This window comes from Bradyrhizobium sp. B120 (genome assembly GCF_049075665.1).
Taxonomy (GTDB): domain Bacteria; phylum Pseudomonadota; class Alphaproteobacteria; order Rhizobiales; family Xanthobacteraceae; genus Bradyrhizobium.
The window spans coordinates 2,532,710-2,551,409 of sequence record NZ_CP185242.1 but is presented as its reverse complement, the minus strand read 5'-3'; the positions used below and the strand labels follow the sequence as shown (position 1 = coordinate 2,551,409).

Annotated in this window: 20 protein-coding genes; 10 read left to right on the top strand and 10 right to left on the bottom strand. The window is 65.5% G+C overall.

Annotated elements, in window-relative coordinates:
- Positions 1–60 precede the first annotated feature (60 nt).
- On the bottom strand, positions 61–1,134 hold the full coding sequence (locus tag ACOIX3_RS11735; protein WP_420969954.1) for a YeiH family protein: 1,074 nt from the start codon (positions 1,132–1,134) through the stop codon (positions 61–63).
- 86 nt (positions 1,135–1,220) lie between these two features.
- On the opposite strand from ACOIX3_RS11735, the gene ACOIX3_RS11730 reads away from it, so the two are divergent.
- The gene (locus ACOIX3_RS11730) at positions 1,221–2,192 is read left to right on the top strand and encodes a LysR substrate-binding domain-containing protein (RefSeq protein WP_420969952.1); all 972 of its coding nucleotides are present in this window, start codon (positions 1,221–1,223) and stop codon (positions 2,190–2,192) included.
- Here ACOIX3_RS11730 and ACOIX3_RS11725 read toward each other — a convergent pair.
- The 3 genes from ACOIX3_RS11725 to ACOIX3_RS11715 all read right to left on the bottom strand — a co-directional run bounded on the left by ACOIX3_RS11725 (position 2,140) and on the right by ACOIX3_RS11715 (position 5,371).
- Positions 2,140–2,361 (bottom strand): hypothetical protein, encoded by a 222-nt coding sequence (locus tag ACOIX3_RS11725; RefSeq protein ID WP_224942950.1) that lies wholly within the window; start codon positions 2,359–2,361, stop codon positions 2,140–2,142. The two genes, ACOIX3_RS11730 and ACOIX3_RS11725, sit on opposite strands and share 53 nt — an antisense overlap.
- A 341-nt stretch (positions 2,362–2,702) precedes the next feature.
- Positions 2,703–3,941 carry an ATP-binding protein gene (locus ACOIX3_RS11720; RefSeq protein ID WP_420969950.1) on the bottom strand — a complete coding sequence of 413 codons (1,239 nt, stop codon included), beginning with the start codon at positions 3,939–3,941 and terminating at the stop codon, positions 2,703–2,705.
- Positions 3,942–4,099: 158 nt separating this feature from the next.
- The gene (locus ACOIX3_RS11715) at positions 4,100–5,371 is read right to left on the bottom strand and encodes an allantoate amidohydrolase (RefSeq protein ID WP_420969948.1); all 1,272 of its coding nucleotides are present in this window, start codon (positions 5,369–5,371) and stop codon (positions 4,100–4,102) included.
- A 370-nt stretch (positions 5,372–5,741) separates the two neighbouring features.
- Between ACOIX3_RS11715 and ACOIX3_RS11710 the strand changes: the two genes are divergently transcribed.
- Genes ACOIX3_RS11710 through ACOIX3_RS11690 form a run of 5 tightly spaced genes read left to right on the top strand, consistent with a single transcriptional unit; the run spans position 5,742 to position 11,116 of the window.
- Positions 5,742–6,851 carry a BMP family ABC transporter substrate-binding protein gene (locus ACOIX3_RS11710; RefSeq protein ID WP_092124845.1) on the top strand — a complete coding sequence of 370 codons (1,110 nt, stop codon included), beginning with the start codon at positions 5,742–5,744 and terminating at the stop codon, positions 6,849–6,851.
- Positions 6,848–7,957 (top strand): ABC transporter permease, encoded by a 1,110-nt coding sequence (locus tag ACOIX3_RS11705; protein WP_420969946.1) that lies wholly within the window; start codon positions 6,848–6,850, stop codon positions 7,955–7,957. Before ACOIX3_RS11710 ends, ACOIX3_RS11705 begins: the two co-directional genes overlap by 4 nt.
- Position 7,958: 1 nt before the next feature.
- Positions 7,959–8,885, top strand: coding sequence for an ABC transporter permease (locus ACOIX3_RS11700; protein ID WP_212311395.1), 927 nt, complete (start codon positions 7,959–7,961; stop codon positions 8,883–8,885).
- An 18-nt stretch (positions 8,886–8,903) separates the two neighbouring features.
- Complete coding sequence (locus ACOIX3_RS11695) at positions 8,904–9,587, top strand: cysteine hydrolase family protein (protein WP_420969943.1); 684 nt, start codon at positions 8,904–8,906, stop codon at positions 9,585–9,587.
- Positions 9,584–11,116: an ABC transporter ATP-binding protein gene (locus ACOIX3_RS11690; protein ID WP_420969941.1), complete on the top strand. Its 1,533-nt coding sequence runs from the start codon at positions 9,584–9,586 to the stop codon at positions 11,114–11,116. The genes ACOIX3_RS11695 and ACOIX3_RS11690 overlap by 4 nt, the downstream gene beginning before the upstream one ends.
- Positions 11,117–11,354: 238 nt before the next feature.
- On the opposite strand, the gene puuE is transcribed toward ACOIX3_RS11690, so the two are convergent.
- Both puuE and ACOIX3_RS11680 read right to left on the bottom strand, forming a co-directional pair.
- Positions 11,355–12,293 carry an allantoinase PuuE gene (puuE, locus tag ACOIX3_RS11685; protein WP_420969939.1) on the bottom strand — a complete coding sequence of 313 codons (939 nt, stop codon included), beginning with the start codon at positions 12,291–12,293 and terminating at the stop codon, positions 11,355–11,357.
- 1 nt (position 12,294) lies between these two features.
- Entirely contained in the window at positions 12,295–12,708 is a 414-nt protein-coding gene (locus tag ACOIX3_RS11680; protein ID WP_021077459.1) for a DUF3830 family protein, read from the bottom strand.
- Positions 12,709–12,906: 198 nt separating this feature from the next.
- Here ACOIX3_RS11680 and ACOIX3_RS11675 point away from each other — a divergent pair, with 198 nt between their 5' ends.
- From ACOIX3_RS11675 to ACOIX3_RS11665, 3 genes are all read left to right on the top strand, one after another.
- Positions 12,907–13,641: an SDR family NAD(P)-dependent oxidoreductase gene (locus ACOIX3_RS11675; RefSeq protein ID WP_420969938.1), complete on the top strand. Its 735-nt coding sequence runs from the start codon at positions 12,907–12,909 to the stop codon at positions 13,639–13,641.
- A 203-nt stretch (positions 13,642–13,844) separates the two neighbouring features.
- On the top strand, positions 13,845–14,846 hold the full coding sequence (gene trpS, locus ACOIX3_RS11670; protein ID WP_420969937.1) for a tryptophan--tRNA ligase: 1,002 nt from the start codon (positions 13,845–13,847) through the stop codon (positions 14,844–14,846).
- An 82-nt stretch (positions 14,847–14,928) separates the two neighbouring features.
- The gene (locus ACOIX3_RS11665; RefSeq protein WP_420969936.1) at positions 14,929–15,129 is read left to right on the top strand and encodes a hypothetical protein; all 201 of its coding nucleotides are present in this window, start codon (positions 14,929–14,931) and stop codon (positions 15,127–15,129) included.
- Between the two features lie 12 nt (positions 15,130–15,141).
- Here the strand turns inward: ACOIX3_RS11665 and ACOIX3_RS11660 are convergent, their stop codons facing one another.
- From ACOIX3_RS11660 to ACOIX3_RS11645, 4 genes are all read right to left on the bottom strand, one after another.
- Entirely contained in the window at positions 15,142–16,032 is an 891-nt protein-coding gene (locus ACOIX3_RS11660) for an aldose 1-epimerase family protein (RefSeq protein ID WP_420969935.1), read from the bottom strand.
- A gap of 112 nt (positions 16,033–16,144) precedes the next feature.
- The gene (locus ACOIX3_RS11655) at positions 16,145–16,912 is read right to left on the bottom strand and encodes an enoyl-CoA hydratase-related protein (protein ID WP_420969934.1); all 768 of its coding nucleotides are present in this window, start codon (positions 16,910–16,912) and stop codon (positions 16,145–16,147) included.
- Between the two features lie 77 nt (positions 16,913–16,989).
- Positions 16,990–17,424, bottom strand: coding sequence for a MarR family winged helix-turn-helix transcriptional regulator (locus tag ACOIX3_RS11650; RefSeq protein ID WP_420969933.1), 435 nt, complete (start codon positions 17,422–17,424; stop codon positions 16,990–16,992).
- Positions 17,421–17,618 (bottom strand): hypothetical protein, encoded by a 198-nt coding sequence (locus ACOIX3_RS11645; RefSeq protein ID WP_420969931.1) that lies wholly within the window; start codon positions 17,616–17,618, stop codon positions 17,421–17,423. Before ACOIX3_RS11645 ends, ACOIX3_RS11650 begins: the two co-directional genes overlap by 4 nt.
- Before the next feature lie 72 nt (positions 17,619–17,690).
- Here ACOIX3_RS11645 and ACOIX3_RS11640 point away from each other — a divergent pair, with 72 nt between their 5' ends.
- Positions 17,691–18,590: a CHAD domain-containing protein gene (locus ACOIX3_RS11640; protein ID WP_420969929.1), complete on the top strand. Its 900-nt coding sequence runs from the start codon at positions 17,691–17,693 to the stop codon at positions 18,588–18,590.
- Positions 18,591–18,700 lie beyond the last annotated feature (110 nt).

The following is an 18,700-nucleotide window of genomic DNA, read 5'->3' as shown; positions in this document are numbered from 1 at the left end:
GCCATTTGATTTGAGCATGATCTCTTCGGAAAACCGCTACACACTTTTCCGGATCATGCTCTACTTGAAGAAGTGCACGAGGCCGATGCTGAGGCCCAGCAGCAGCATCAGCGACAGCGTGACCGCCGCCGTCACCCGGCCGCCGACGGTCGAGAGCACGCGCACATCGACGCCGAGCCCAAGCGCGGCCATCGAGACGACGGTGAGGATCGCCGCCGTCTTGGTCACCGGCGCGATCGCGATATCAGGCACGAGCTGGAACGAGCGCAGCGCGGCCAGCACCAGGAAGCCGATGATGAACCAGGGCACCAGCTTGAACGGGCTGATCGAGGCGGCCTTTGCGGTCCCTTCCTTGGCGGTGCCGGCGGCCTTGCGCCGCCGCGCGACGAACAGCGAGAGGCCGACCACGATCGGGCCCAGCATCAGGACGCGCACCAGCTTCACCAGCGTGCCGATCTGGGTCGAGACGATGCCGGCCGGCACGGTCGCCGCCAGCACCTGCGGCACGGCATAGACCGTGAGCCCGGCCAGGATGCCGTACTGCGTCGCCGTCAGTTTCAGCAGCGGGATCAGCAGCGGCAGGCCGAGCACCATCAGCACGCCGAGAATGGCGGTGAACGAGATCGACGACGCGATGTCGTCGCCATCGGCCTCGATCACGGGCGCCACCGCCGCGATCGCGGAGTTGCCGCAGATCGAATTGCCGCAGGCGATCAGGATCGCGAGTTTGGTCTTGAGCCCGAGGATCCGGCTGAGACCATAGGTCACCGCCAGCATGATCACGACGGTCATGGCGATCGCGCCGATCAGGAGCCCGCCCGACGCCACGATCGCGGCGAAGCTGATGGACGCGCCGAGCAGCATCACCGCAACCTCGAGCAGCTGCTTGGCGCTGAAGGCAATGCCCGAACGCCAGCGCTCCGGCGGCTCCCAGGCGGTACGCACCGCCATGCCGAGCAGGATCGCGACGACCAGGGCCTCGATATAGGGATGGTCGAAAACCCGCTCCTCGACGGCCTGGACGCCGAGCGAGATGACGGTGACCACCCCGCAAAGCAGAATGCCCGGAATGAGCAGGAAAATGCGCTTCAGCGCGCCCTGCTTCTGCCCCTGATCTTGTTCTTGTTGCGGCACGAAATCCTCTTTTCGGAGAAGATTTTATGCGCCATGGCGCCCCGCTTGGCTAATATCTTTTCGGACTGCCCCGATAGAGAGAAGTTATGTCCCTCAACCTGCATCTGCTCCGCCTGTTCGCGGCCGTGGCGAGAAGTGGAAGTTTCTCCCGCGCCGCCGACCTCCTGCACATCAGCCAGCCCGCGATCTCCAAGGGTGTGCGGGATTTCGAGCTGCAGGTCGGCTGCCGGTTGCTCGACCGCACGCCGAAGGGGGTGCGGCCGACCCGGGAGGGCGCGGCGCTGGCTCGCCATGCCGAGACGCTGTTCGCGGCCGAGCGTGCCGCCGAGGACGAGTTGCAGGCGCTGCGCAACCTCGACAGCGGCTCGCTGCGCATCGGCGCCAGCACGACGATCGCGACCTACATGATCCCGGAATATCTCGGCGTGTTTCACCGCGCCTTTCCCGGCATCGACCTGCATGTGGTGAGCGCCAATACCTCTGATATCGCGGCGCTGATGCTGGGGCATGAGATCGAAATCGCGCTGGTCGAGGGGCCAGTCGAGGACGAGAATTTGATCAGCGCAGCCTGGCGCACCGACGTGATGGTGCTGATCGCGGCTCCGGATCACCGCTTCGCAGCCGCCGCCGGGGCGATCGACGTCCGCCTGCTGAACGACGAGATCCTGATCGTGCGCGAGCCCGGGTCCGGCACCCGCGAGGTGGTCGCGCAGGCGCTGGCCGCCCACCGGGTCGAGCCGCAGCGCACGCTCGAGATCGGCAGCACCGAGGCAATCAAGCAGGCGGTGGCATCAGGTGTCGGCGTCGCCATCGTATCGGTCGCGACGATCGACGATCAGGTGAAGCTCGGAAAGCTCAAGGTGATCCCGATCAAGGGCGTTCATATCGAGCGCACGCTGTGGCAATTGAAATCGCCCGGCCGGCTCGACGTGCCGGCGGCAGTCGCGTTCGAGGGGATCATTCGGGAGACACGGTCCGCGAAGACGGTGCCGCGCGGGCCTGCCGCTAAAGCGCGGCGAACAGACCCTGCGCCCACGCAACGGCATGCTCGAAACTGAACACGCCGGGCTCGAAATAGACCGCGCGGGCCAGCACGATGCCGACCACCAGCACCCAGAACACGCTGGTGCCCGCGGTCTTCAGCCATTTCGACACACCCTCGCTCGCGGCCGAGGAATCGACCGCGGGAACCGGCTCGCCGAAGGGATCGAATGCGGATTGGCTCATCGTCGCACCATCAGGGAATACCGTAACAATGTCGCGACGACGGGGGCGGAAGCAAGGGTCGTGGAATGCCTTTTGCGGCTCCAAGCTGGAAGGACCTTTCGTTCGAGTGGGGGCGAATAGAGTTTTCTTCTCCGGCGGCTAGAAATAGCCTCGCGGCCACCTTGCCGAGATCGCACGCCACAAACTCCGTGTCGTCCCTGCCTAGTGCGCAATTGCGCACGGGAGCAGGGACCCATACTCCGCGGCTGATGTTGTGAGCGGAATTCGTCGTTCCGGCGTCAGCTACAACCGGCATTCGTGGTTATGGGTCCCTGCTTTCGCAGGGACGACAATCTTTGCAATCAACCATCGGTTCCGCGCTGCGGCGCCAGGCGCGGCAGCGTGATCCGCACGCTCGTCCCCATGCCCGGGGCACTGTCCAGATGGAGCTCTCCGCCCAGCCGGTTCGTGACGATGTTATGGACGATGTGGAGGCCGAGCCCGATGCGGCCAAGGTCGCGGCGCGTGGTGAAGAATGGATCAAAGGCCTGCCGCAACACGTCGCGGCTCATCCCGCAGCCATCGTCGGCGAACAGGATTTCCACCTGGTCCGCACCCAAGGCGCGCAGCCGGATCGTGATGGTGCCGCCCTTGCTGTCCGGAAATGCGTGCGCGACCGCGTTGACGAACAGATTGGTCAGCGCCTGGCCGTAAGGGCCGGGATAGCTGTTCATCGCAAGGCCGGACGGACAATCGACCTCGAGCGTCAGATTGTTCTTCGGCAACGCCGGGCGCAGGTTCGAGAGCACCTGCTCGGTCACCTCGCCGAGATCGAACTGGCTGCGGTCGAAATAGCTGCGATCGACGGCGACCTGCTTGAACGATTGCACCAGATCGGCTGCGCGCTTGAGGTTGCCGACCAGCAGCGACGAGGCGCTTTCGACGACCTCGATGAAATCGCTGAGGCTCGAGCGCTTCAGCTTGCCGCGCGCAGCCTCGGCAGCGAAGTCGGCGCATTTCTGCTCCAGCACCGAGGCGACCGTGAGGCTGGTGCCGACCGGACTGTTGATCTCATGCGCGACACCGGCCACCAGCCGGCCCAGCGCCGCGAGCTTTTCCGCCTCGATCAGCGACGCCTGGGTCTCCTGCAGATGATGCAGCGCCTTCTCGGCCGCATCGCGCGCGGCACGGATCTCGCGTTCGCTGCGTTTGCGATCGGTGATCTCTTCGGCTGCAACGTTGACGCCGACGATGCTGCCGTTCGGCTCGCGCTGCGGGTGCCAATGCGTGATCCAGCATCGCTCGTCATTGTGGCCCGGGCGCTGGCCGTAGACCTCCACGCCGGTGACGGGCTGCCCAGTCTCCATGATCGAGCGAACGATACCTTCGACCGCCGTGGCGAGCGCGGGCACACAATCGTGCACCGTGCGTCCGAGATGACCCTCGACCGAAATGCCGCAGATTTCGGTGAGCCGCTGATTGATCTGAAGATAACGGCAATCGGGAGAGAGGTAGGCAAGACCGATCGGTGCAGTGTCATAGATCAGCTGCAGCGCCGGTTGTTTCGGGAACTGAACGTCCTGGACGACGGACGAGCGCATGTCCTTCCCCCCGTTCGGACAAGTCTAGCGCTTCATGGCCGGGCCGCAAATAGCCCCAACCTATGCAGAAAATGCCAATCAAATCTGTCCGAATTCGGCACGGACGGACGACGGCGGAGCCAGGACTGGTGCTATGTGGGCCGCCAGGCGCGGCGGCCTCAGCTATTCACTGCACCGTGCGGATGAAAATTCTCGATGAATCGCAGCAGCACTCGCGCGCCGGTGTCGGCGTCGGCGAGCTCGACATGCTCGGCCGGATTGTGGCTGATCCCGCCGCGGCAGCGGACGAAGATCATGCCGATATCGGCGACATCGACCATCGCCATCCCGTCATGCCCGGCGCCGCTCGGCAGCTCGAACACGGCATGGCCCTCGGCTGCGACCGCCTCGGCGATCTGCGTCTTCAGCCACGGCGCGCAGGGCACGCTGCGGTTCTCGTGGGTGACGTCGATCTGCAAGGCGAGCTCGCGGCGCTTTGCGATCGCCTCGATCTGCCGCACGATGTCGGCGACCGCGCGCTTGCGATTCATGTCGCTCTGCGAGCGGATGTCCATCGTGAACGACACCTTGCCGGGGATCACGTTGGTGGCGCCGGGCATGGCGCTGATATAGCCGACGGTGCCGACAAGGCCGGCTTCATCGCTCCGGCAGAACTGCTCGATCGCCACGATGCATTCGGCAGCGCCGGTCAGCGCATCGCGCCGCAGCTTCATCGGCACGGTGCCGGCATGGCCGGCGACGCCGGTGAGATTGGCGGCAAGCCGGGTCGCGCCGGAAATCGCGGTGACGACGCCGACCGGCAGCGCCTTCTCCTCCAACACTGGCCCCTGCTCGATGTGCAGCTCGACATAGCCGAGCAGCTCGCGGCGGGCGCGCGCCGCCTTGCCGATATGATCGGGGTCGAGCCCGAAGGCGACCAGCGCATCGCGCATCGACGTGCCGGCGCGGTCGCGCGTGTTGAGCACGCTCTCGTCGAACGTGCCGGCCACCGCGCGACTGCCGAGCAGGGTCGACGCAAAACGCACGCCCTCCTCGTCCGCGAAGCCCACGATCTCGATCGCGAACGGCAACCGCTTGCCGCGCCGGTTCAGATCGGCGACGCAGGCGATCGCGGTGACGACGCCGAGCGGGCCGTCCCATCTGCCGGCGTCGCGCACGGTGTCGTAGTGCGAACCGAGCATCAGGGCCGGCAGGCCCGGCCTCTCGCCCTCGTAGCGGCCGCAGACATTGCCGATCGCATCGAGATGGGCGCTCATGCCGGCCTCGCGCATCCAGGACAGGATGAGATCGGCCGCCTTGCGATGCTCGTCGGTGAGGAAGACGCGCGCCAGATGCTCCGGCGTCTCGGAAATCGCCGCGAGCTGATTGATCCGCGCCACGATGCCGTCGCCGAGGGAGGCCGGTTTCGAGGACGGTTTCTTCTCGCTCATGCTGTTTCCCATCAGTCCGACCCGCCACCCGAGCCCGCTTCACTCGTAGCAGGCCCGGTCCGATTCACCAGCCGGCAAATGGCGCCCTGACGCCGCCCCCGGCGCGGCTCGCATCGGCCGTCCGGGGGTTAGCGACTGCTTAACGGCATTGCATACAACGACGATTGATCGCCCATCAAATAGGCAGTCCGGACTCTGCCGATTCCGGAGGCGACCCATGCTGACTATTATTCACATTCATATTCAGCCGCTTACAGAGCCATGACCGCCAAATGTGCTCTGGCACGAAGCTTGCGACACTCCGTCACGCGCCGTCGTTACGGCGGCTGCGGCAAGGACAGGCGGGTCGGCCCGCCGGAGGGAGCAGGCGATGGATTTTGGCAGGATTTCAAGAAGGCATTTATTGCAGGGAAGCGCGGCATTGGCGCTCGGCAGCACGCTCGGCGTTCGCGGCGCGGCGGCAGCGGAAACCACGGTCGGCTTCATCTATGTCGGGTCGCGCGACGACTACGGCTACAACCAGGCCCACGCCCAGGGCGCGGCGGCGCTGAAGAAGCTTCCCGGCATCAAGGTGGTCGAGGAAGAGAAGGTGCCGGAGACCGACGCGGTCGAGAAGACCATCGAGTCCATGATCAATCTCGACGGCGCCACGCTGCTGTTTCCGACCTCGTTCGGCTACTACAACCCGCACGTCGTCAAGATGGCGGGCAAGTTTCCGAAGATGCATTTCGAGCATTGCGGCGGCCTGTGGTCCGACAAGGACCCGAAGAACGCCGGCAGCTATTTCGGCTACATTGACGAGGCGCAATACATCTCCGGCATCGTCGCCGGCTATTCGACCAAGAGCGGCAAGCTCGGCTTCGTCGCGGCCAAGCCGATCCCGCAGGTGCTGCGCAACATCAACGCATTCACGCTCGGCGCCCGGCTCGCCAATCCGAAGGCGACCACGCAGGTGATCTTCACCGGCGACTGGTCGATGCCGGTCAAGGAAGCCGAGGCCACCAACAGCCTGATCGACCAGGGCGTCGATGTGCTGACCTGCCACGTCGACGGACCGAAGACGATGGTCGAGAACGCCGCGCGCCGTGGCGCGATGGTGTGCGGCTATCACGTCAACCAGTCGCCGCTGGCGCCGAAGGCCTATCTCACCGGCGCCGAGTGGAACTGGGAAGCGCTCTATCCGAAGTTCGTCAAGATGATCACCGCGGGTGAAGCGATCCCGAACTTCTACCGGGGCGGCCTGAAGGAAGAAATCGTCAAGGTCTCGCCCTATGGCGAGATGGTCTCGGCGGAAGCCCGCAAGCATGCCGACGACGTCAAGGCCAAGTTCATGTCCGGCGAGTACGCGATCTTCAAGGGCCCGCTGGTCGACAACAAGGGCAAGACGGTGATCGCTTCCGGCACCGACCGGGGCCAGCAGGATCCCGAGCTCGAGAAGATGGACTATCTCGTCGAGGGCGTGATCGGAGCCACCGCGTGACGACCGAGGCGGCGGAATCGGTGGAGGCGGCCGGCGTCGCTCCGGCCGCCGATCCCGGCTTCCTCCAGCGCTACGGCGCGAGCATCGAATACATCCTGATCCCGGGCGCGGCGCTGGTCGGCGCGCTCGCGGTGTTCGGCGGCTTCATCGCGCTTTACGGCAAGAACCCGCTCGACCTCTATTTCTACATGTATTACGGCGCATTCGGCACCTGGTTCTCCTGGCAGAACACGCTGACCCGCGCAGCGCCCTTGATCCTGACCGCGCTGTGCACGGCGCTGCCGGCGCAGCTCGGCATGGTGATCATCGGCGGCGAAGGCGCGCTTCTGATCGGCGCGCTGTCGGCGACATCAGCGGCGCTGGCGTTGCAGGGCGCAGCCCCGATCGTCGTGCAGACCGCGATGGTGATCGCGGGCATGATCGGCGGCGGCCTCTGGATCACGCTGTCCGGCGGCTTGCGGCAATATCGCGGGGTCAACGAGACGATCTCGAGCCTGCTGCTGGTCTATATCGCGCTTGCGATTCTGAACCATCTGGTCGAGGGGCCGATGCGCGATCCGGCCAGCCTCAACAAGCCGTCGACGCGCGAGATCGGCGCCGCCAACATGATCGGCAGCATTCCCGGCACCGACGTGCATTGGGGCCTGGTGTTCGGCCTGGTCGCGGCCGTGGCCGCCTACATCCTGATCTATCACACCACCTTCGGCTTCGCCGCGCGGGTTGCCGGCGGCAACATCCGCGCCGCCAAGATCGTGGGGCTTGGTGTCGGCAAGCTGATCCTGACCGTCTGCTTCCTTGCCGGCAGCAGCGCAGGGCTAGCCGGCATGATCGAGGTCGCGGCCGTGCAGGGCCGCACCAACGCCAACCTCGCCGCGGGCTACGGCTTCACCGGCATCCTCGTCGCATTCCTGGCGCGGCAGAATCCGCTGGCGATCATTCCGGTCGCGATCCTGCTCGGCGGCATCTCGGCCTCCGGCGGCCTGTTGCAACGGCGGCTCGGCCTGCCCGACGCCTCGGTGCTGGTGTTGCAAGGCATCATCTTCGTGTTCGTGCTGGCAAGCGATGCGCTCTACGGGCGGATCGGCTTCCTGAAGGGAAAGTCCTGACATGGCAGATAGCTCGCTCGGGCTCTGGACCGTCCCGCTCGCCGTGTTCGGCGGCGCCATCCGCGTCTCGACGCCGTTCCTGTTTGTCAGCCTCGGCGAATGCATCACCGAGCGAAGTGGCCGCATCAATCTCGGCCTCGAAGGCACGCTGGTGATGGGCGCGATGAGCGCCTACGGCATCTCCTATCTCTCCGGCTCGCCATGGCTTGGCGTGCTCGCGGCCGGGATCACGGGCGCGTTGTTCGGCGCGCTGCATGCCGGCATCTGCTCGCTGCCGCGGGTCAACGACATCGCGGTCGGCATCGCGCTGATGCTGCTCGGCACTGGGCTCGCCTTCTTCCTTGGCAAGCCGCTGATCGAGCCGACGGCGGCACGGCTGCCGGCGATCGATTTCGGCTGGTGGAGCGACGTGCCGCAGGTGCGCGCGGCGCTGCGCATCAACGTGCTGTTCCTGATCGGCGTTGCGATTGCGCCGCTGCTCTACTGGGCGTTCAGGACCACGCGCTGGGGCCTGTTGATCCGCACCGCCGGCGAGAGCGCGGACGCGGCGCGCGCGATGGGCCATTCCGTGCTGCTGATCCGGCTGCGCGCCACCATGGTCGGCGGCTTTCTCGCCGGCATCGGCGGCTCGTTCCTGTCGCTGTTCTATCCCGGCAGCTGGAACGAAGGGCTCTCCTCGGGACAGGGCATCACCGCGGTCGCGCTAGTGATCTTCGCGCGCTGGGACCCGATGCTGTGCCTGTGGGCCTCGCTCGCGTTCGGCGGCGCCGCGGCGCTCGGGCCTGCGCTGCAATCGGTCGGCATCACCTCGGGCTATCACCTGTTCAACGCCGCGCCCTACATCCTGACGCTTGCGATCATGATCATCACCTGCTCGCCGAAGCGCACGCTGACCGGCGCGCCCGCCGAATTGTCCATCACCCGATAACTTCAGCGAGATCATTCCATGCCCGAGCGCTTCATCAAATCCGAGCCCTATGCCTGGCCCTACAATGGCGATCTGCGGCCGCAAAACACCGCGCTCATCATCATCGACATGCAGACCGATTTCTGCGGCGTCGGCGGCTATGTCGACAAGATGGGCTACGATCTGTCGCTGACGCGGGCGCCGATCGAGCCGATCAAGAAACTGCTCGCGGTGATGCGCGCGCAGGGTTTTCACATCATCCACACCCGCGAGGGCCACCGGCCTGACCTTGCCGACCTCCCCGACAACAAGCGCTGGCGCTCGCGCCAGATCGGCGCCGGCATCGGCGACCCCGGGCCCTGCGGCCGCATCCTGGTGCGCGGCGAACCCGGCTGGGATATCATCCCCGATCTTGCGCCGCTGCCGGGCGAGCCTGTTATCGACAAGCCCGGCAAGGGCTCGTTCTGCGCGACCGACCTCGAGCTCATGCTGCGGCTGCGCGGCATCGAGAACATCGTGCTGACCGGCATCACCACCGACGTCTGCGTCCACACCACGATGCGCGAGGCCAATGATCGCGGCTTCGAATGCGTGCTGGTCGAGGATTGCTGCGGCGCGACCGACAGGAGCAATCACGACCACGCGCTGAAGATGATCAAGATGCAGGGCGGCGTGTTCGGCGCGGTGGCGAAATCCGCCGACCTGATCGGAGCGCTGTCGTGATCATCGGCGAACCGCCCGCCCCATCAGGCGCATTCGGCGTCGACGCCATCGCCATGACCATGCGGTTCGGCGACTTCACAGCGCTCGACAATGTCGAGCTCAAGGTGCGTCCCGGCTCGTTCCATGCCTTGCTTGGTGAAAATGGCGCGGGCAAGAGCACGCTCGTGAAATGTATCATGGGCTATTACCACGCCACCGAGGGCGACATCCTGGTCGGCGGCCGCCAGCAGACCATCGCCAACCCCAAGAACGCGCATGCGCTCGGGCTCGGCATGGTCTACCAGCACTTCACCCTCGTGCCGGCGATGACGGTCGCCGAGAACCTGGTGCTGGCGCGCGACGACGTGCCTGCCATGGTCGACTGGCGCAAGGAGAAGAAAGAGCTCGAGGCGTTCCTGGCGCGGATGCCGTTCAAGGTGCCGCTTGACGCGAAAGTCTCCGACATCTCCGCCGGCGAACGGCAGAAGTGCGAGATCCTCAAGCAGCTCTATCTGAAGCGCCGCTTCCTGATCCTGGACGAGCCGACCTCGGTGCTGACACCGGGCGAGGCGGACGAGGTGCTCGGCATGCTGCGCGCGATGGTGGTCGCGGGCGAACTAACCATCCTGATGATCACGCACAAGTTCCGCGAGGTGATGGCGTTTGCCGATGACGTGACGATCCTGCGCCGCGGCAAGCTCGCCGGCACCGGCCGGGTCGCCGATCTCACGCCGGACGAGATGGCCCGCACCATGATCGGCGCCGAGCAGCTGACGGTGCAGCCGCCGCGCATCGGCGAGACCGGCGCGCCGCGGCTCGAGCTCGACAAGCTCACCGCGCTCGACGATGCCGGGGCGATTGCCGTGCACGGCGTGTCGCTGACTGTGAAGAGCGGCGAGATCGTCGGCATCGCTGGCGTCTCCGGCAACGGCCAGCGTCAGCTGGTCGAGGTGCTGGCCGGCCAGCGCGACGCCGAGGGCGGCGTGATCCGCGTCCAGGGCGAGGCCTATGCGGCAAGCCGCGAGGAGATGCGCCGCCACAAGATGTCGCTGTTGCCGGAGGAGCCGTTGAAGAACGCCTGCGTCGGCGGCATGAGCGTCGCCGACAACATCGCGTTCCGCGAGTTCGATCGCGCCCCGTTCGCGCGCGGCGGCTGGTGGCTGAACCGCTCGGCCTTCCGCGCCGACGCGGAGCGCAAGATCAACCGCTACAAGATCAAGACCCGGACGCCGGAGACGCCGATCGCGGCATTGTCCGGCGGCAATGTGCAGCGCGCGGTGCTGGCGCGCGAGCTCTCGGGCGACGTCGAGGTGCTGATCGCCGCCAATCCGTGCTTCGGGCTCGACTTCGCGGCGGTGGCGCAAATCCACGCCGAGATCATGGCCGCCCGCAACCGCGGCGCGGCGGTGCTGCTGGTCAGCGAGGACCTCGACGAGCTGCTGGAGCTATCGGACCGGCTGGTCGTGATGTTCCACGGCGCGTTCGTCCATGAGGCCCGCGCCAGCGAGGCCGACCTCACCGAAATCGGCCGGCACATGGCCGGGCACTGACCATCCGCGTCATCGCGAGCTCCTCGCAATGACGCACAGCTCTGGCCACACAAAAATGTCGTCCCTGCGAAAGCAGGGACCCATACTCCGCAGCGGATGTTGTGAACGGGGATTCGTCGTTCCAGCGTTGCGCAACAATCAGCATTCGTGGTTATGGGTCCCTGCTTTCGCAGGGACGACACCGAGTTTGTGGCGACGAAGCGGCTTATCAGCACTCCGCATCATATCAACGCCGAAACTAGCCAATCTCGAACGCCTGCGCGGCAAGATGCTTCAGATTGGCGTGCCAGTGCTCGGCGATCTGAAGCCGGGTCGGTACCCAGACCCGTTCATGCTTCTGGATGTAATCGAGGAAGCGCATCAGCGCAGCGGCGCGGCCGGGACGGCCGACCACGCGGCAATGCAGGCCGACCGACATCATCTTGGGTGAGGTCGCGCCCTCGGCATAGAGCACGTCAAAACTGTCCTTCAGATAGGTGTAGAACTCGTCGCCGCCGCCAAAGCCCTGCGGATTGATGAAGCGCATGTCGTTGGCATCGAGCGTGTAGGGAATGACAAGGTGGGCTTCGGTGCCGGCTGCCTTGATCCAGTACGGCAGATCGTCGGCATAGGAGTCGCAGAGATAGCGCAGGCCGCCCGCCTCCATCAAAAGCCGCAGCGTGTTGATCGAGGAGCGGCCGGTGTACCAGCCGAGCGGCCGCGCGCCGGTCGCCTCGGTATGCACGGCGATGGCACGCGCGATCTCCGCGCGCTCCTCGTCCTCCGACATGTCCTTGTGCTCGACCCAGCGCAGGCTGTGGCTCGCAATGTCCCAGCCCGCCTCCTGCATCGCGGCGACGACATCCGGATTGCGCTTCAGCGCCATCGCGACGCCGAACACCGTGGCCGGCAGCTTCCGCTCGGTGAACATCCGCCACAGCCGCCAGAAGCCGGCGCGCGAGCCATATTCGAACATGGTCTCGATATTGGCATGACGTTTTCCGACCCAGGGCTGCGCGCCGAGCACGTCGGACAGAAACGCTTCCGAGGCACGATCGCCGTGCAGGATGTTGTTCTCGCCGCCCTCCTCGAAATTGACCACGAACTGCACGGCGATACGCGCAGCGTCGGGCCATTTCGGATCCGGCGGGTTGCGGCCGTAGCCGCGGAGATCGCGCGGATAGCGGGCCTCGGTCACATCAGATTTCCTCGAAGCGGATGTTCTGCGCGCCCTTCCACAACACGGTCTTGCCGAAGGCAGTGAGGTTCTCCAGCCCCGAGGTCAGCGTGATGAAATGATTGCCGGCGAGCTGGCCCATCTTGCTGGCAAAATGCACACCGCCATAGGCGAGCAGGATCTCGGTCTCGCTGATGCCGCCGGGATAGAGGATGATCTGGCCGGGCGCCGGATAGCTGGTGTGGTTCTCGTAGGAGACGCCGAAGTCGAGATCACCGAGCGGCATCCAGACGCCCTCGCCGCTCCAGCGCACATGGATCGCCTGGCTCTCGAACGGCATCGCCTTGCGGAACGCGGCGACCGTCTTCGGCGCGAGTTGCTCCTCGAAACGGGCGTCAAAGGTGAAATCGCCGGCGCGGACAATCAGTTTGCTCATCGGACTCTCGTGGGTAGCTGGAAGAAGTGATGCCCCAACCTTTGACGCCGGCCCACGCCGGACGCAAGACCGATTCCGGCCGCGGAAGCCGGTTTTTTGCCGCAATGGCCTCCACGGCAACGCAGATTTGAGCAGGGTTGCGTTGCACCCCGGCTCCCGCTTTGCGAACCTCTCCGCACGAGCAAAGGAGAACGGCCGATGACGACAAACAGTCTGCACGGACATGTAGCGCTGGTGACCGGCGGATCGCGCGGCATTGGCGCGGCCATCGTCAAGATGCTGGCGGATGCCGGCGCTGCCCTCGCCATCAACTATCGCGAGCGCTCGGCCGAGGCGGAGACGCTGGCAAAGGGCATCAACGCCGCCGGCGGCCGCGCCGTCGCTGTCGGCGCCGACGTCTCGGAAGCCGCCGCCGTCACCGGGCTGGTCGAGCGCGCCAAATCCGAACTCGGCCCGGTCGACATCCTCGTCAACAATGCCGGGATCGCGATCGTCAGGGGTGTCGACGACCTCACCGAGGAGGATTTCGACCGCACCATCGCGGTCAACCTCAAATCCGCGTTTCTGTGCACGCAAGCCGTGCTGCCGATGATGCGCACCCGGAAATGGGGCCGCATCGTCAACATCTCCTCCGGCGCTGCACGCGGCGGCGGCGCGATCGGGCCGCACTACAACGCATCGAAGGCGGCGATGGAGGGCCTGACCCGAGGCTATGCCGCGCGCCTCGTCAAGGAGGGCATCACCGTCAACGCCGTCGCGCCGTCGCTGATCGAGACCGACATGATGAAGGGACAGAGCGGCCTCGTCAGCCGGATCCCGATCGGCCGCTTCGGCACCGCCGAGGAAGTCGCACAGGCCGTGATGCTGCTGGTCAACAATCCCTACATGACGGGGCAGACGATTGCGATGAGCGGCGGCATGGCGTTCAACTAGGGTTGCCTTGACCGCATCGCAGGTTTGCCCTACCGCTCACACCATGAACCGATCGAACCTCATCGCCAACTTCTGGTGGCTCGCCGACTGACAGGCGGGCCGAACGCGTTCATGCATTTTCGGGGCCGCCGCATTGGGCGGCCTTTTGTTCGGCGTCATCCAGCCCGCATGCGGTGTCCCCATTCAACCGAATGGAGATACCAGTGACCAAACCGATCATCCTCACCGGCGACCGCACCACCGGGCCGCTGCATCTCGGCCATTACGCCGGCTCGCTCCGAAGCCGCCTGACGTTTCAGGACAGCCATGAGCAGTTTCTGCTGCTCGCCGACATGCAGGCGCTGACCGACAACGCGCACGACGTCGGCAAGGTCCGCAGCAACGTCATCGAAGTCGCGCTGGATTATCTTGCGGTCGGGATCGATCCCGGCCGCACCTCGATCTGCCTGCAATCGCAGCTCCCGGCGTTGGCGGAACTGTCGATGCTCTATCTCAACCTCGTCACCGTCGCGCGGCTGGAACGCAACCCCACCATCAAGGACGAGATCCGCGCGCGCGGCTTCGGACGCGACATCCCTGCGGGCTTCCTGTGCTACCCGGTGGCGCAAGCCGCCGATATCACCGCGTTTCGCGCCACAATCGTGCCGGTCGGCGAGGATCAGGCGCCCCTGATCGAGCAGACCAACGAGATTATCAGGCGGGTCAACGCGCTCGCCGGCCGCACGCTGCTGCAGGAAGCCGAAGCCATCATCCCACGCGCGGGGCGGCTGCCCGGCGTCGATGGACGCGCGAAGATGAGCAAGTCCGCGGGCAATGCGATTCCGCTGTCGGCTTCCCCCGATGACATCTCGGCTGCGGTGCGCGCGATGTTCACCGATCCCGATCATCTGCGTGTCGCCGACCCCGGCAAGGTCGAGGGCAATGTCGTGTTCACCTATCTCGACGCGTTCGATGACGATCGCGACGCCGTCGAGGACCTGAAGGCGCGCTATCGGCGCGGCGGTCTCGGCGATACGACCGTCAAGCAGCGGCTGGAGGATGTCCTGCAAGCCCTGATCGCACCGATCCGGACACGGCGCGCCGAACTGGCGACCAATCGCGACCACGTCACTGAGGTGATCCGGCGCGGAACCCTGAAAGCGCGGGAGATTACCGAGCGCACCAGGCGCGACGTCATGGAGGGGCTCGGCTTGTTCCAGCTCTGAACGCGCCGTCATCAAACCATGGCAGGAACTGTGCTTGGCTGTAGCGGTTGTCCGCTTGGCGAAACCGGATTTGGAGCTCGTCGTGATCGATCCGAAAACGCTGCTCGAACGCGTCGCACAACTGGCCGATCAGGCCAAGGGCGAGCAAGATGCCGGCATCCGCGAGCGGCTGCTGCGCATGGCCGAGCATTACCGCGATCTCGCCGCGCATGAGGCCTGGGCACACGAGAACCCGCCATCGGTCGGTGCGCTCACCGGTGCGCTCGGCAGCCGCGCGCATTGACCTGATCTTCGATCAGCTCACGCGAATGCGATAGCCCAGCGACCGACGTGCGCCCGGCGCAATGTGCATCAGGCCCGGCTTGTCGGCGAACTCGCCATCGAACTCCGCGGGGCTGGCAAAGCCGTGCCACGGCTCGATGCAGAGGAACGGCGCGCCGCCGACCTTCGACCAGATCCCGAGTTCGCGAAAGCCGCGCCAGGACATTTCGATCGCGCGGCCTTGGGTGGCTGCTGCCGGGCCCAGTGTCGCCGTAAAGAGAACCGATGTACTTGCGACCTGATCGAACACCATCGCGTCGTCATCGAACAGCTCCTCCGACAGCGCAAGCGTTCTGCCCGTGACCGGATTGGGTTCAGGCTGCGGCCGCATCAATCCATCCTTCAGCCGCCGGATCGGCGCAGGTTCAGCCTTGCCGAAGGTCAGCGTGTAGGCCTCCTTCGGCAGCCCCGGCACCAGCGGCCAGTTGAAGGCGGGATGACCGCCAAGCGAGGCCGGTAGCATCTCGTCGCCGGTGTTGATGACATCGAAGGCGACATCGAGATCGGTGCCATCGACCGCATAGGTGACCTCGAGCCTGAACGCGAACGGATAGTGTGCCCGCGTTTCCGCATCGTCGGTCAGCGCGAGCTTGCAGGATCGCGGCCCCTGCTCAACCCATTCAAAACGCCGGTCCCGCGCAAAGCCGTGCTGCGTCATCGGATAGGTCTTGCCGTGGTGACGCAGCGTGTCGTTCTTCAACCGGCCGACGATCGGGAACAGGATCGGCGCATGGCGCGGCCATTGCGGGCCGGCCCGCCACAGCAACTCGGTCCCTTCGGCATTCCTGAGCGACGACAATTCGGCACCATGGGCCTGAATGGTCGCGGCGATTCCATCGCCGCGCAGCGTGTGACTGTCGCTCATGCCTCGCCTCGCCGCCTTGCGCCATGCCCTGACACGAGATGTTCGATGCCGGCGATGCCGTCAACCCCAAAGCGATGGGGCCGCCCGCGCGTGGCGGCCCCTGGCCTCAAGCCTACCCGGCGATCTTGGAGAAATCGGGCTGGCGCCGCTCGGCAAAGGCGGCAAAGGCCTCACGCGCTTCCGCGCTCATCAGCCGCTGCTGGAAGATTTCGCCCTCGCGCGCCATTTGCGCGCTGATCCCAGCGGGATCGCGCATCAAGGCCTTGGTGTGCTGGAGCGAGCCGAACGGCCGCTTCGCCAGCGCATCCGCCGCCGCACGTGCCTTGGCGCGGAGATCCGCAAGCGGCACCACGGCATTGGCAAGGCCGATGGAGACCGCGGTCTCCGCCTCGACCGGCTCGCCGAGCGCGAACATCGCATAGGCCCGCGCATAGCCGATGCGCTGCGGCAGCAGATAGGTCGACGCCGCCTCGGGCACCAGCGCGAGATTGACGAACGGCGTGATCAGCCGCGCGGTCGGCGCGAGGTAGACGAGGTCGCAATGCAACAGCATGGTGGTGCCGATGCCGACCGCATTGCCCTGCACGGCGGCGACCAGCGGCCGCGTTGCCTTGGCGAGCCCGGCGAGGAAGCGCGACACATGACGCTCGCCCTGCACGCCGCGCGACACCGCCGCGAAATCGGCGAGATCGTTGCCCGCGGTAAAGCTGTCGCCGTCGCCCTGCAGCAGCACGGCGCGGATCGTGGAATCGCTTTCCGCGCGTTCGAGCGCGTCGGCCATCGCGCCATACATCGCGTTGGTGATCGCGTTCTTCTTGTCCGGACGCGCCATCGTCACGGTGAGAACGCCACCGTCCAGCGCTACGACCACTTCACTCATGTCTCACTCCTGTTGCTTGCTTCCTGTTTGATGCGTTGTCTTGACGCGAACCGGTACCCGTTTCGCTTGAAAACGCGCTAGCCGTCTTTGTCCTTCGGAAACTTCTCTTGCAGGCTGGTCAGCCAGCGCGCCACCACGTCGATCTCCGCTTCCGAAAACCCGTCCATCAGGCGGTTGTTGATCACCCTGGTCCGCGCCGCGGCGCGCTTGCCGAGCTCCTGCCCGGCCACGGTCAGATGGAGCCGCTGGCTGCGCCCGTCCTCACCGTCGCGCCGGCGCTTGACGAGGCCCGCACGCTCCATCCGGTCGGCTAGTCCTGTCATCGCCGACGGCACGATGTCGACCGCCTGCGAGACGTCGCCGATCAGCGCGCCGTCGTTGCGCCCGAGGAAGAACAGCACGCCGGCCTGCGCCGAGGTCAGATCGTGCGCGGCCGTCTCCTGCTCGATGGCGCGCTGCAGCCGCCGATAGGCCACGGTCAGAAGAAAGATCAGCCGGTGTTCCGCTCTCATGCCGCTGTTATATATTTCGCATGCGAAATATCAAGATATTTCGCGCGCGAAATATCTTGATATTTGACGCTCGCCGACGGTGCGAGCTTTGCCAATTGACTGGAATGAGCCCCCGCGACCGGGTTGATTGCGACATTTTGATCGCGTCGCCTTATCGCTGCACTGCGCTCCAGCAGAAAACCCTTGATCGACAACGATCAAACGGGAAATCTTCGATCCGGGAGCCGTGGTTTGCATTGCGGCTCGGGCGGGGTCACGAGAGTGTCATGACGTCAGCGGCAAGTTCGGACAGGGAGCGCGTTGTCCGCCCAAAGCGGCTGCGCCATCTCAGCGAAGCCATGCGTTGTGAGACCGCGTTTCGCCTGATCCTGTCCGAATGCCTCGAGGAAGTCGCAACCAACCACGAGGCCCTGAGTTCCGGCGATCCGGCCGCGCTGCATCAGACCCGCATTGCACTGACGCGGCTGAAGGCGGCGATCGCCTTCTACGGACCGATGGTGGCGGACAGCGAATGGACGCGGCTGAAATCCGAGTTGAAATGGCTGAGCGCTTATCTCAGCGCAACACGCGACCTCGACGTTGCGATCGACAACAGCAAGGGCTTGCCGGAAGAGCGCATGCTCCAGACAGCGCGAACCGATGCGTTCGAAGCGCTCAAGGAGGCCTTGCAAAGCGACCGTTACTGGCAATGGTTCGACGGCATGTGGGACTGGGTCGGCAGCGGCCCCTGGAGCACGCGGCAGAACCGCCGTGCCGCGCAACGGCGCGCCGTGCCGGTGTCGGTGTTTCACGCGCGCCGGCTGGCGCGGTGGCATGGCAAACTGTGCCAGAAGAGCCGCGGGCTGCAGGGCATGGGCAAGAACAAGCGCCACCGCGTTCGGCTCGCCAGCAAGCGGCTGCGCTACGCCATCGAGTTCTCGGAAGGCGGATTGCCCCCCGACGAATACGCGTCATGGCGGACCGTCCTCAAGCATCTGCGCAAGGGACAACAACTGCTCGGCGAATTAAACGATGACGAGGTCCGTCGCACGCTGCTCGAAAGTGCCGATGCCCTCGCGCGGCGCGCCGACGAGCGCAAGGCGAAGCACCAGCGCGTGCATGAGCGCAAGCGCAAGAGCCGCCTGCTGCGCCGCGCCGCGGCGGTCTATCGAAAAATTTCCGACTAAAGCGCGCGTCAGCGCGTCGGCAGCGGCGCGGATCCGACCCGCATCGATGGCCGCGCAGGAAAATGATGTATAAAACATCATTTATTGGCCTTGTCGCATCACTACTTGAT